The 13,350-nt window shown below is 71.4% G+C and carries 10 protein-coding genes; 6 read left to right on the top strand and 4 right to left on the bottom strand.

The features are described from left to right. The 3 genes from HW577_RS11325 to HW577_RS11315 all read left to right on the top strand — a co-directional run. Positions 1-930: Bug family tripartite tricarboxylate transporter substrate binding protein (locus HW577_RS11325; protein WP_198376244.1), on the top strand; the 930-nt coding region annotated here is incomplete at its 5' end. After that, positions 927-3,002 carry a hydantoinase/oxoprolinase family protein gene (locus tag HW577_RS11320; RefSeq protein ID WP_198376243.1) on the top strand — a complete coding sequence of 692 codons (2,076 nt, stop codon included), beginning with the start codon at positions 927-929 and terminating at the stop codon, positions 3,000-3,002. The genes HW577_RS11325 and HW577_RS11320, both read left to right, overlap by 4 nt. Beyond that, positions 2,999-4,624 carry a hydantoinase B/oxoprolinase family protein gene (locus tag HW577_RS11315; RefSeq protein ID WP_198376242.1) on the top strand — a complete coding sequence of 542 codons (1,626 nt, stop codon included), beginning with the start codon at positions 2,999-3,001 and terminating at the stop codon, positions 4,622-4,624. The genes HW577_RS11320 and HW577_RS11315 overlap by 4 nt, the downstream gene beginning before the upstream one ends. On the opposite strand, the gene HW577_RS11310 is transcribed toward HW577_RS11315, so the two are convergent. Genes HW577_RS11310 through HW577_RS11295 form a run of 4 tightly spaced genes read right to left on the bottom strand, consistent with a single transcriptional unit; the run spans position 4,612 to position 9,278 of the window. Then, positions 4,612-6,009, bottom strand: coding sequence for a M20/M25/M40 family metallo-hydrolase (locus HW577_RS11310; RefSeq protein WP_408639527.1), 1,398 nt, complete (start codon positions 6,007-6,009; stop codon positions 4,612-4,614). The two genes, HW577_RS11315 and HW577_RS11310, sit on opposite strands and share 13 nt — an antisense overlap. Next, positions 6,006-7,634, bottom strand: coding sequence for an acyl-CoA synthetase (locus HW577_RS11305; protein ID WP_198376240.1), 1,629 nt, complete (start codon positions 7,632-7,634; stop codon positions 6,006-6,008). The genes HW577_RS11310 and HW577_RS11305 overlap by 4 nt, the downstream gene beginning before the upstream one ends. A 7-nt stretch (positions 7,635-7,641) precedes the next feature. Continuing rightward, positions 7,642-8,463: an enoyl-CoA hydratase gene (locus tag HW577_RS11300; RefSeq protein WP_232474860.1), complete on the bottom strand. Its 822-nt coding sequence runs from the start codon at positions 8,461-8,463 to the stop codon at positions 7,642-7,644. Positions 8,464-8,507: 44 nt separating this feature from the next. Beyond that, entirely contained in the window at positions 8,508-9,278 is a 771-nt protein-coding gene (locus tag HW577_RS11295) for an enoyl-CoA hydratase/isomerase family protein (protein ID WP_198376239.1), read from the bottom strand. Between the two features lie 68 nt (positions 9,279-9,346). Between HW577_RS11295 and HW577_RS11290 the strand changes: the two genes are divergently transcribed. The 3 genes from HW577_RS11290 (at position 9,347) to HW577_RS11280 (ending at position 13,195) form a co-directional block, all read left to right on the top strand. Continuing rightward, on the top strand, positions 9,347-10,882 hold the full coding sequence (locus HW577_RS11290) for an acyl CoA:acetate/3-ketoacid CoA transferase (RefSeq protein ID WP_198376238.1): 1,536 nt from the start codon (positions 9,347-9,349) through the stop codon (positions 10,880-10,882). Between the two features lie 12 nt (positions 10,883-10,894). Then, complete coding sequence (locus HW577_RS11285; protein ID WP_198376237.1) at positions 10,895-11,809, top strand: branched-chain amino acid transaminase; 915 nt, start codon at positions 10,895-10,897, stop codon at positions 11,807-11,809. A gap of 66 nt (positions 11,810-11,875) precedes the next feature. Continuing rightward, positions 11,876-13,195: a carbohydrate porin gene (locus tag HW577_RS11280; protein WP_198376236.1), complete on the top strand. Its 1,320-nt coding sequence runs from the start codon at positions 11,876-11,878 to the stop codon at positions 13,193-13,195. Positions 13,196-13,350: the final 155 nt, after the last annotated feature.

The raw sequence follows: 13,350 nt of genomic DNA, 5'->3' as shown, positions 1-13,350 counted from the left end.
GCGCTGGCGGCCGGCGGTGCGCGGGCGCAGGGAACGGCGCCGCCGATCCGCGTGCTGTCCGGCTTCGCGCCCGGCGGCGCCGTCGACATCGTCGCGCGCATCGCGCAGGAGGCGATCGGCCGCCGCACCGGCCGGCAGGTGGTGGTGGAGACGCGCTCCGGCGCGCTCGGCTTCATCGCGCTGCAGGGCACGGCGCGCGCGGCGCCGGACGGGTTGACGCTCGGCATCGGCATCATGGGCAACATGAGCGTCGCGCCGGCGGTGCCGGGGTCCACCATTCCGCTCGACCTCGACCGGGAATTGCTGCCGGTGTGCAACCTGGCCGGCACGCCCATGGCGCTGATCGCGCGGCCGGACGCGCCCTTCTCGACGCTCGCGGAATTCGTCGCCTGGGCGAAGGAGCGGCCCGGGCGCGTGACCTACGCCTCCACCGGCAATGGATCGACCAACCAGCTCGCCGCCGAATATCTCGCGCGGGAAGCGGGGCTGCAGATGGTCCATGTCTCGTATCGCGGCGGCGCGCCGGCGGGGATGGACCTGATGGCCGGGCGGGTCGACATCTTCTTCGGCAATGTCGCGGAGTTCGCGACGATGATCCGCGACCGGCAGGTCAAGGGCCTCGGCCTGGCCGCGACGCGGCCTTCGCCCATGGTGCCCGAGTTGCCCCTGCTGACGCGCGACTACCCGGCGCTCGAGATCAACAACTGGTTCGGCCTGTTCGGTCCGGCCGCACTGCCCGCGCCGATCGCCGAGGCGACCGCGACGCTGTTCACCGAGGCGATGACCGACCCGCAGACGCTGCCCGTGCTGGCAGCGCGCGGGCTCGAACCCCTGCCGGAGATCGGGCCCGCCTTCGCCGCGCGCATCCGCGCCGACCGCGAACGCTGGGGCGCGGTCGCCCGCGCGGCCAATATCAGGGCAGACGGATGACGCTTTCGCTCGGCATCGACATCGGCGGCACCTTCACCGACCTCGTCGCCTTCGACCCCGCCACCGGCCGGGCCTTCATCTGGAAGGAAAGCACGACGCCCGACGACCCGGCGCGCGGCGTGCTGGCCGGCACGCGGCGGCTGCTCGACACGCACGGCATCGCCCCCGCCGACATCGGCCGCGTGGTGCATGCGACGACGCTCTTCACCAATGCGCTGATCGAGCGCAAGGGCGCGCGCACCGGCCTGCTGACGACGTCCGGCTTCCGCGACGTGCTGGAGATCGGGCGGGAACGGAAATACGAGCTCTACGACCTGTTCATCGAGATGCCGAAGCCCATCGTGCCCCGCCCCTGGCGGCGGGAAGCGCGCGAACGGCTCGCCCCCGACGGCAGCGTCGAGGTGCCGCTCGACATCGACGAGGTGCTGCGGGAGACGGAGGCGCTGGTCGCCGAAGGCGTCGTGAGCCTCGCCATCGTCTTTCTGCATGCCTACGCCAACGATGCGCATGAACGCGCGGCGGCCGAGGCCATCGCCCGGCGCTTCCCCGCGCTGTCGCTCTCCCTCTCCTGCGACATCGCGCCCGAGATCCGCGAATACCCGCGCGCCAGCACCACCGTCTGCAACGCCTATGTCCGCCCGATCGCCGAGACCTACCTCGATCGGCTGGAGCAGGAGCTGAAGGCGGCCGGCATCCCCGGCGGGCTTTTCCTCATGCTGTCCAATGGCGGGCTGACGCATGTGGCCGAGGCCAAGCGCGCGCCGGTGCAACTGCTGGAATCCGGGCCCGCCGCCGGCGCGCTGGCGGGCGCCTGGTTCGGCCGCCATGCGGGGCTCGACCGCGTGCTCGCCTTCGACATGGGCGGTACCACGGCGAAGCTCGCCTTGGTCGATGACGGACAGCCACTGGTCGCCTGGGGTTTCGAGGCGGCGCGGGAGAAGCGCTTCCTGCGCGGGTCCGGCCTGCCGGTCCAGATCGCGACCGTCGAGCTGATCGAGATCGGCGCCGGCGGCGGGTCCATCGCCCGCCGCTCGGAGCTCGGCACGCTGCATGTGGGTCCCGAGAGCGCCGGCGCGCAGCCGGGCCCCGCCTGCTACGCGCGCGGCGGCGCGGCACCCACGGTGACGGATGCGGACCTCGCGCTGGGCTACCTCAACGCCGATTTCTTCCTCGGCGGGGCGATGCGCATCGACATGGAGGCGGCGCGGCGCGCGCTCGGCGCGCTGGCCCAGGATCTCGGCATCGCCGAGGACCGCGCCGCCTTCGGCATCCATGACGTGGTGAACGAGAACATGGCCGGCGCGGCGCGCGTCGCGATCGCCGAGCGCGGCCGCATACCGCGCGAATACGCGCTGATGGCGACCGGCGGCGCGGCCCCCGTGCATGCCTGGAACGTCGCGCGCAAGCTCGGCGTCCGGCGCGTCGTCTGCCCGCCGGGCGCGGGGGCGGGCAGCACCATCGGCATGCTGATGGCGCCCGCGCGCGTCGATCGCGTCGCCTCGCTGAACGTGCCGCTGGCCTCGGCGGACTGGGCCGGGATCGAAGCGCTGTTCGCGCGGCTGGAGCAGGAGGCGCTGGCGCTGGTGGATGGCACCGGCGCGGACCTTTCCTGCCGCGTCGTCACGCGGCTGGCGGACATGCGCTACATCGGCCAGGGCAGCGAGATCACCGTCGCGCTGCCGGGCACGCTCGCCGAAGCCCCGGTGCGGGAAGCCTTCGAGGCGGCCTATCGCGCGCTGTTCGCCCGCACGCCGCCGGGCGCCGCCGCGCAATTCGTTGCGCTGCGGCTCGCGCTCACCGCCCCCGTGCCGGGCGCGGAGGGGCTGCTCCGCCTGCCGTCGCATCCCGCGGGCGCGGCGCTGAAGGGCAGGCGCGCCGTCCATTTCCCCGATGCGGGCGGCACGCTCGAGACCGCGGTCTATGACCGCTACGCGCTCGCGCCGGGCTTCGCCTGCGACGGCCCCGCGGTGTTCGAGGAGAATGAGAGCACATTCATCGTCGGCCCCGGCGCGCGCATCGTGATGCTGGCCGATGGATCGCTCTCCGCCGAGATGCAGGACGACCCCGCATGACCCGCCGCTTCGATCCCGTCGAGCTGGAACTGCTCTGGCGGCGCCTGATCTCCCTGGTGGATGAGGCGGCGGCGGCGCTCGTCCGCACCTCCTTCTCCACCCTGGTACGCGAATCCTACGACTTCTCCTGCGTCGTCACCGATGCGCGGGGGGAATCGCTGGTGCAGGCGACGGAGAGCATCCCCTCCTTCATCGGCACGCTGCCCGAGACGGTGAAGCACTTCATCCGCTTCTTCCCGCCCGAAACGCTCAGCCCCGGCGACGTGCTGATCACCAATGACCTGTGGCTCGGCACCGGGCATCTGCCCGACATCACGGTCGCCAAGCCGATCTTCCTCGACGGGCGCCTCGTCGCCTTCAGCGCGAGCACGGCACATGCGCCCGACATCGGCGGGAAGATCCGCAGCCCCGAGCCGCGCGAGGTGTTCGAGGAAGGGCTGCAGATCCCGCCGCTGAAGCTGATGCGCGCCGGCGCGACGGATGAAACTCTGGTCGCGATCCTGCGCCAGAACGTGCGCACACCGGACCAGACGCTGGGCGATCTCTGGGCGCAGGTGGTCGCACTCGACCTGATGGAGGACCGGCTCGTCGGGCTGATGAAGCAGGCCGGGCTGCCGGACCTGACGGACCTGGCCGCCGAGATCCAGGGTCGCTGCGAGGCCGCGATGCGCGCCGCCATCGCCGCCCTGCCCGACGGCACTTATCGCAGCGAATTGCAGACGGACGGGCTGATGGACACGCCCATCACCATCCGCCTCGCGCTGACGATCCAGGGCGACGAGATCACCATGGACTACACCGGCACGGATGCGCAGGTGGACCGGGCGATCAACTGCGCGCTCTGCTACACCTATGCCATGTCGATGTACGGGGTGAAGGTCTGCACCTCCCCCAACCTGCCCAACAACGAGGGCGCCTGGCGGCCGATCCGCATCGTCGCGCCGCCCGGCTGCATCGTGAACCCGCAATTCCCCGCACCTGGCGGGTCGCGCATGCTGATCGGGCACTATCTGCCGATGCTGGTCTTCGGCTGCCTCGGGCAGGTGGTGCCGGACCGCGTGATGGCGGCCTGCGGGTCGCCCATGTGGGGGATGAACCAGTCCGGCGTGCGGGCCGGCGGCAAGCCTTATGCGAACATGTTTTTCTTCAACGGCGGCATGGGCGGGAACATGCGCGGGGATGGCGTGACGACGCTGTCCTGGCCGTCCAACGTTTCCTCCACCGCGGTCGAGATCAGCGAGCACATCGCGCCGCTGCGCTTCCACCACAAGCGGCTGCGGCCGGATTCCGGCGGCCCCGGGCGGCATCGCGGTGGGCTCGGCCAGGAGATCCTGATCGAGAGCCGGTCGGAGACCCCCATCGCCGTCTCCTTCCTCGCCGAGCGGACCATCTTCCCCGCCTTCGGCGTCGAGGGCGGCAAGGCCGGCGCGCCGGGCGAGCTGCGCATCAATGGCGAGCGCACGGACCCCAAGCGGCAATACGTGCTCAAGCGCGGCGACACGGTCTCGATGGCGACGCCCGGCGGCGGCGGGCATGGCGACCCGGGCGCGCGCGATCCCGCTGCGCTGGCCGCCGATATCGCCGCCGGCTACGTGACCGACGGCGCCGCCTATCGCGGCTGAAGGCGCGAGAGCGCGTCGAGCAGCCGGATGTGGCTGTCGATGCCTTTCTCGAAGCAGGCCAGGTCGAACTTCTCGTTCGGACTGTGCACCTGGTCGTCCTCCAGCCCGAAGCCCACCAGCAGGCTGTCGAGGCCGAGGATCTGCTTCATGCTGGAGACGACCGGGATCGACCCGCCGCAGCCCATCAGCACCGGTGCGCGCCCGAAGGTCGCTTCCAGCGCGCCCTTCGCCGCCTCGATGTAGGGGCTGTCGGCCGGCACCTCGATCCCCTCGCTCATGGAAAAGACCTGGATCGAGACCTGCGCATCCTCCGGCAGCCGCGCGACGATGAAGTCGCGAAGCCCCGCCAGCACCTTGGTCGGCGAGGTGCCGGGCACGAGGCGGAAGCTGACCTTCGCATGGGCTTCTGAAGGGATCACGGTCTTCGATCCTTCCCCGGTATAGCCGCCCCAGATGCCGTTGATGTCGGCGGTCGGTCGCGCCCAAAGCCGTTCGAGCGCGCCGCGGCCCATCTCGCCGGCGGGCTCGGACAGGCCGACGCCGCCGAGGAAGGCGCGCTCGTCGAAGCCCAGTGCGTTCCACTGCGCGGCGAGCGCGGGCGGGAGGTCCGGCACTTCGTCGTAGAAGCCGGGAATCTGGATGACGCCCGCCTCGTCCTTGAGATCGCCCAGGATTCGCGTCAGCAGGTTGATCGGGTTCAGCGCCGATCCGCCGAACAGGCCCGAATGCAGGTCCTTGTTCGCGGCGCGGATGTCGATCTGGGTGTAGAGCATGCCGCGCAGCCGCGTGCTGATCGCGGGTGTGGCCGCATCCCACTGGTTGGTGTCGCTGACCACGGCGACGTCGGCGCGCAACTCCTCCGCATGGGTTTCGAGGAAGGCGGCGAGGTTCTTAGATCCGACCTCCTCCTCGCCCTCGATGAGCACGGTCACGCGGCAGGGCGGGCCGCCCGCAGTCTCGTGCCAGAATCGCAGCGCCTCCAGCCAGGTCATCGTCTGGCCCTTGTCGTCCACCGCGCCGCGCGCGACCACGCGCGGGCCGTTGGGGCCGTCCGTCATCACCGGCTCGAAGGGTGGGCTCGACCAGAGTTCCAGCGGTTCCGGCGGCTGCACGTCGTAATGCCCGTAATACAGAAGATGCGGCCCCGTCCCGGTCGGCCCGGGATGCTGCGCGACGACCACCGGATGCCCGCCGGTCTCCCGCACCTGGGCGAGGAAGCCTATGCCCGCCAACTGCCCTCGCACCCATTCGGCCGCGCGCCGGCAATCCCCGGCATGGGCCGGCTGCGCCGAGACCGAGGGGATGCGCAGCAGCTCGAACCACCGCGCGCGCGACGCCTCCCGCCCCGCCGCCGCGGCGGCGAGCACCTTGTCCACGGCCATCATTCCCCCTTCGCCTGGCTGCGCAGGACGTGCTTCTGGATCTTGCCGGTCGAGGTCTTCGGCAGTTCGGCGAAGACGACGTGCCGCGGCACCTTGAACCCCGCGAGGCGTTCGCGCGCGAAGGCGATCAGTTCCTCCGCCGTCGCCGAAGCGCCGGGCTTCAGCTCGACGAAGGCGCAGGGCGTCTCGCCCCATTTCTCGTCGGGCTTCGCTACCACCGCCACCACGCCGACCGCGGGGTGCTTGTAGAGCGCGTCCTCCACCTCGATCGAACTGATGTTCTCCCCGCCCGAGATGATGATGTCCTTCGAGCGGTCCTTGAGCTGGATGTAGCCGTCCGGATGCTTCACCGCGAGGTCGCCGGTGTGGAACCAGCCGCCGGCGAAGGCGGCGGCCGTCGCGGTCGGGTCCTTCAGGTAGCCCTTCATCACGACATTGCCGCGCATCATCACCTCCCCGAGCGTCGCGCCATCCGCGGGCACGGGCTGCATCGTCGCGGGGTACATCACGTCGAGGCCCTCGAGCGCGAGGTAGCGCACGCCCTGGCGCGCCATCAGCGCAGCCTGCTCCGGTCCGGGCTTCGCGTTCCACGCCTCGTGCCACTCGTTCACCACCGCGGGGCCATAGACTTCCGTCAGCCCGTACACGTGGCAGACCGCGAAGCCGGCCGCGCGCATGGCGGCGAGCACCGCCTCGGGCGGCGGCGCGCCGGCGACGACGAACTGCACCTGGCGCGAGAGGGCACGCTTCTCTGCTTCGGGGGCGTTGAGCATGGTCGCCATGACGATCGGCGCGCCGCACATGTGGGTCACGCCTTCCTCGGCCATCAGCCGCCACATGTCGGGGCCGCGCACGGCGCGCAGGCAGACATGCACCCCGGCCTGCGCCGTGACGGTCCAGGGGAAGCACCAGCCGTTGCAATGGAACATCGGCAGCGTCCAGAGATAGACCGGATGCCTGCCCATGCCGGCGGACAGCACGTTGCCCACCGCCAGCAGCTGCGCGCCGCGATGATGATAGACGACGCCCTTCGGCCGCCCCGTCGTGCCCGAGGTGTAGTTCAGCGTGATCGCGTCCCATTCGTCGGCCGGCATCGGCCAAGCGAAGGCGGCGTCGCCTTCGGCGAGGAGCGCGTCATAGGCGATGCCGCCGAGCGTCTCCCCCTGCGCGCCAGCGGGAGCAAGCGGGTCCGCCACCTCGATCACCAGGGGCTTGGCGCGCGCCTGCGAGAGCGCAACACGCAGCACTGGCATGAATTCCCGGTCCACGACGATCGCCTTCGCCTCCCCATGGTCGAGGATATAGGCGATGGTCGCGGCATCCAGCCGCGTATTGATCGTGTTCAGCACGGCGCCCGCCATCGGCACGCCGTAGTGGCATTCGAGCATTTCCGGGATGTTCGGCAGCAGCGCCGCGACCGTGTCCCCGCGCCCGATGCTGTGCTGCGACAGCGCATGCGCGAGCCGCACGCAGCGGTCGCGCAATTCGCGATAGTTCCGCCGCACCGATCCATGCACCACGGCAAGATGGTCGGGGAAGACCCGCGCCGCGCGCTCCATGAACAGCAGCGGCGTCAGCGGCTGGTGGTTGGCGGCGGTGCGCGCCAGCCCGGTCTCATAGTCGGTCATGCAGTCCTCAGCGATCTTCCCAGACGGGCTTGCGCTTGCCCACGAAGGCGCCGATGCCCTCCGCCGCGTCATGCGCCATCAGGTTCTCGGTCATCACGCAGGCGGCCTGGGCATAGGCTTCCGCGAGCGGCTGCTCGATCTGCGCGTAGAAGGCCCGCTTGCCGGTACGCACCGTGAGCGCCGAGCGCGCCGCGATATGCCGTGCGAGGCCAAGCGCCGTCTCCATCACGCGCGGTCCCGGCACGACGCGGTTGACGAGGCCGATGCGCAGCGCCGTCGGCGCATCCACCATCTCGCCTGTCAGCAGCATCTCCATCGCCGCCTTGCGCGGCACGGCGCGCGCGAGCGGCACCGAGGGCGTGGTGCAGAACAGGCCGATATCGACGCCGGGTGTGGCGAAGCGCGCGTCGTCCGACGCCACCGCAAGGTCGCATGTGGCGACAAGCTGGCAGCCCGCCGCCGTCGCCACCCCCTGCACCGCCGCGATGACGGGCTGCGGCAGCCCGGTGATCGCCTGCATCACCCGCGCGCAGGTTCCCATGGCGCGGTCGTAGAAGGCGCGGCCGCCATCCGGATCCTGCCGGTGCGCCGTGATCTCCTTGAGGTCATGCCCCGCGCTGAACACCGGCCCGTTCGCCGCCAGCACCAGGCAGCGGACGCGCTGGTCTTCCCCGATCGCGGCGAAGGCGTTCTCCAGAGTCTCGAGCATCACCAGGGAAAGGCTGTTTCGCGCCGCGGGGCGGTTCAGCGTCAGCACCGTCACGCCGTCCGCGCCATCCTCTCGCAGCAGCAGCGGGGCATCGCCCCCCATGTCCTTGGCCGCGCTCATCGGCGCCTCCTCCTGCCTTGCCCGCGCATCCTAGCGCGGCCGGGTCAGCGCTTGAAGGCGGCGTCCCGCTTCTCGGCGAAGGCGCGGATGCCTTCCATGTGGTCGCCGGCGGCGAAACAGAGCACGTTCATCTCGTTCTCATAGGCGAGCCCCGCCGGCAGCGGCGCCTGCAGCGCCATGCGGACGGAGGCCTTCACGCTTTGCGTCGCGACGGGGCTGAAGGAGGCGATGCGCCGCGCGATGCCGCGCGCCACGTCCTCATGCTCCGCGTCCTCGGCCACCATCTCGACCATGCCGAGCGCGTGGGCTTCCTCCGCTCCCACATTCTCTCCCGTCAGCAGCAGGCGCATCGCCTGGCCGTAGCCGATCAGGCGCGGCAGCATCTGGCTCGCGCCGCCGCCGCCCACCCAGCCGCGCGTGACCTCCGGGAAGCCGGCCTTGAGGCTCCGCCCCGCCACGCGGATATCGGCCGCGAGCGCCATCTCGAAGCCCCCGCCCAGCGCCCAGCCCTTCATCGCCACGACGATGGGCTTCTTCATGTCGCGGATCGCCGTGCTGTACTCGACGCGGTTGCGGAAGGCCCAGAGGTCCGGATAGGCCGCAAGCGCATTGAGGTCCGTGCCCGAGCAGAAGGCGCGATCGCCCGCGCCGCGCAGCAGCAGGCAGCGCACATCGCCATCCGCATCGACCGCGCGCGCATGCGCCGCGATCGCCGCCGCCATGGCCGGCGTGACGGCATTGTGCTTGGCGGGGCGGTCGATGACGAGTTCCGCGACGCCATCCGCGCCCTTCACTAGGTGAACCTCGCCGTCCATCGCGTCCTCCCCTTGCCGCCGCGCCACGCGCCGCTAGCCTAGGCGGCGAAGGGTGATGAGGAAACGCCATGCGCCGAGCCACGGCCGAGGAAGCCGCCGCGCTGGTCCGCGACGGGGATACGCTGCTGATCGGCGGCTCCGGCGGCGGCCATGCCGTGCCGGACGCGCTGCTCGCCGCCCTCGGCAGGCGATTCCGGGACAGCGGCGCGCCGCGCGCCATCACCGCGCTGCACCCGGTGGGCCTGGGCGATGGCGAGCATCGCGGCCTCGGTCATCTCGCGCAGAAGGGCCTGTTGAAGCGCAACATCGCCGGTTCCTACGTCAACAGCCCGCCCGTTGCCGCCATGGCCTTCCGCGACGAGATCGAGGCCTGGTCCCTGCCCCAGGGCGCGCTCAGCCAGCTGATGCGGGAGATGGCGGCCGGCCGCCCCGGCCTGCTGACCAAGACGGGGCTGCACACCTTCGTCGATCCGCGCCTCGGCGGCGGCGCGCAGTCGCCGAGTGCTACCGAGCCGCTCGTCGAACTCGTGAATTTCCGCGGCGAGGACTACCTCTTCTTCAAGCCCTACCACGTCGATGTCGCCTTCCTGCGCGGCACCACGGCGGATGAGGACGGCAACGTCTCCATGGAGAAGGAGGCCGTGACGCTCGAGATGCTGTCCGAAGCCCAGGCGACGAAGCGCTGCGGCGGCATCGTCATCGTGCAGGTGGAACGCATCGCGCGCGCCGGGTCGATCCATCCGAAGATGGTCAAGATCCCGGGCATCCTGGTGGATGTCGTCGTCGTCGAGCCCGGCCAGTGGCAGACCTACGAGACCTTCTACTCGCCGGCCTATTCCGGGGAATTCCGCATCCCGCTCGGCGACATCCCGCGCCTTCCGCCCGGCCCGCGGCGCATCGTGGCACGGCGCGGCGCGCTCGAGCTGTTCCGCGGCGCGGTGTGCAACCTCGGCTCCGGCATCTTCACCGGCATCGCCAATGTGGCGGCCGAGGAAGCCGTGCTCGACCAGGTCTGCCTGACGAACGAACAGGGCAATATCGGCGGCGCCCCGGCCTCGGGCGGCGAAGCGGGGGCGGCCATGAACCCTCACGCGCAGGTCGACCAGCCCTACCAGTTCGACTTCTACGACGGCGGCGGGCTCGACCTCGCCTTCCTCTCCTTCGCCGAGTTCGACGCGGCGGGGAACGTCAACGTCTCCCGCTTCGGCAACAAGCTCATTGGGCCTGGCGGCTTCATCAACATCAGCCAGGGCGCGCGCAACCTCGTCTTCGGCGGCACGCTGACGGCGGGCGGCAAGCCCAAGGCGGTCGCGCGGGTGGAACAGGTCACCTTCTCCGGCCCCTATGCACGGCAGCGCGGGCAGAAGGTGCTGTATGTGACCGAACGCGCCGTCTTCCGCCTGGAAGCCGAAGGCCCCGTGCTGGCCGAGATCGCGCCCGGCCTCGACCCCGAGCGCGACGTCATTGCGGCCATGGGCTTCCGTCCGGCCATTGCGCCGGACCTCCGCCCGATGGATGCGCGGCTGTTTGCCGACGCGCCGATGGGCCTCGCCGCCGACCTCGCGGCCAAGCCCGCGAAACCCGTCTCACCCCGACTGACCTGAAGGATCAAGACCATGGCCTGGACCGCGCACACCATCATCCAGAACGGCAGGGCGATCCCCTTCGAGGACGCGAAGGTGCATGCCCTCTCCGTCGGCCTCGCCTATGGCGCCGCGGTGTTCGAGGGCATCCGCGCCTACATGAATCCCTCGACGAAGCGCCTGTCCGTCTTCCGGCTCGAGGAACACCTCGCGCGGCTCGACCAGGGCATGAAGTTCATGCGCTTCGACAGCCCGCCCTCGCGCGACACGATGCGCCAGGGCGTACTCGACTCCATCCGCGCCAACGCCCCGGACGACGATTGCTACATCCGCCTGCAGGTGCATATCGAGGCGCGCGGCAACCAGTCCACCACCGGCCCCGTGGGCTGGGTCTGCGCCGCCATCCCGCGCGAACGCTCGACGAAGCGGGAGAGCGGGATCGCCGCCTGCGTCTCCTCCTGGACCCGCATCGCCGACAACACCATGCCGGCGCGCATCAAGGCGACGGCAAACTACCATGCCGGGCGCATCGCGACGCTGCAGGCGCGCGCCGACGGCTACGACATGCCGATCCTGCTGACGCGCGACGGCAAGGTCAGCGAGACGGCCGCCGCCTGCCTCTTCCTGGTCCGCGACGGCGTGGTCATCACCCCCACGCGCGACAGCGACATCCTGGAAAGCGTGACGCGCGACACGGTGCTCGCTCTCGCAGCCGAGCACGGGCTGCCGGTGCAGGAGCGCCGCGCCGACCGCACGGAACTCTACGTCGCGGACGAGGTCTTTCTCTGCGGCACCGGCCAGGAGCTGGCGCCGATCACGAGCGTGGACCGGCTTCCGGTCGGCAGCGGCAAGCCGGGGCCGATCACGATGCGGCTGCAGCAGGCCTATGAATCGGTCGTGCGCGGCACAACGGATGCGCATGCCGAATGGCGCACGCCGGTCGGCTGACGCGGCCTGTCGACGAAGTCTTCACCATGCGGGCGTAGGTACGGGGCCGATACAAGGTCCCGTGCCATGCGCCTCCGCCCCGCCCTCGCCGCCATCGTCCTGCTGGCGCTGCCCGCCGCGCCAAGGGCCGAGGAAGCCCCGCCCGCCTGCGAGACCGGCACGGCGCTCGCCCCCGGCCTCTGCCTCGCTGGCACGCTCACCGGCGATGCGATCGCGAATGTCTCGGGCGGCATCCGGCGCGGCACGGCCGCCATCGGCCAGATCCGGCTCGACCTGACGGCCGATCTCGGCACCCTCGCCGGGCTAGATGGCTGGCGCGTGGCGGCCAGCGCCTTCGCGATCTACGGCCGGCAGCCCAGCGCGACGCGGGTCGGCAGCCTCGCCCCGGTCTCGAACATCGAGGCGCTCCCGACCATCCGCCTGTTTGAAGTCTGGGCCGAGCGCTCCCTCGGCGACTGGGGCTCGCTCCGCTTCGGGCAATTGGCGGCGGATGCGGAATTCGCCGCCGCGGCCGGCGCGGCGAACCTCGTGACCGGCACCTTCGGCTGGCCGGTCGCGCTCGCCGGCGCCCTGCCCTCCGGCGGGCCCGCCTATCCGCTCGCCACGCCCGGCATCCGCCTTGCGCTCGGCGATCCGGAGGGCGGCACGGGGCTGCGCCTCGGCCTCTTCTCCGGCGACCCGGGCGGCGCCTATGGCGAGGCCACGGACCCGCAGCGCCACAATCGCCACGGCACGCTGTTCAGCACGCGCGGCGGCGCCTTCACCATGGCGGAAGCCGTGACCGGCGGCGAAGCGCCGGACGGCGAGGACGCGCCACGCCCCTGGGCGCTGAAGCTCGGCGGCTGGTACCACACCGGCGGCTTCGATTCCGTCCGCTTCGACGATGCCGGCGTCTCCCTGGCGGACCCCGCCAGCAGCGGCACGCCGCGGCGCTTCGGCAACAACTACGGCGGCTACGCCGTGGCGGAAGCGACGCTCTGGCGCGGCGAGGAGGGCTGGATCTCCGCCTTCGGCCGCGCCTTCGCCCAGCCTGGCGACCGCAACGCGGTCGATCTCCAGCTCGATGGCGGACTCGCCTGGCGCGGGCCCTTCGGGCGCGGCGGGGACACGATCTCCCTCGGCGTCAGCTGGGCGCGGATCGGCGCGCGATCGCGCGACTTCGACCGCGACCTGGTCACCTTCGGCAACACGCGCCCGGTGCGCAGCCATGAGACGGTGGTGGAGCTGAACTACGACGCCGTTGTGATCGAGGACCGCCTGTCGCTCCGCCCCCTGGTGCAGCTGCTGTTCAACCCCGCCGCGGGCGAACCGGATGAACGCCGCGACGCCAGGCGCGCGCTGCCCGATGCCGTCGTGGCCGGGCTGCGCGCCGTCGTGACGTTCTGATCAGCGCGGCCCGGCGGCGTCCGGCCAGAAGCGCACCCCTTCGCGCGCCAGCCCGCCGCCGACGCCGATCGCCGTGCCGTCGGCGCGCCAGCAGGCCGCGCCCTCCATCGCGCCGTCCGCGCCGAAGCCGATGGCGCACATGCCGCCGCCGACAT

The organism is Neoroseomonas rubea, from assembly GCF_016106015.1.
GTDB lineage: Bacteria > Pseudomonadota > Alphaproteobacteria > Acetobacterales > Acetobacteraceae > Neoroseomonas > Neoroseomonas rubea.
The sequence above is the reverse complement of the archived record's forward strand: the minus strand, read 5'-3'. Positions and strand labels throughout refer to the sequence as shown.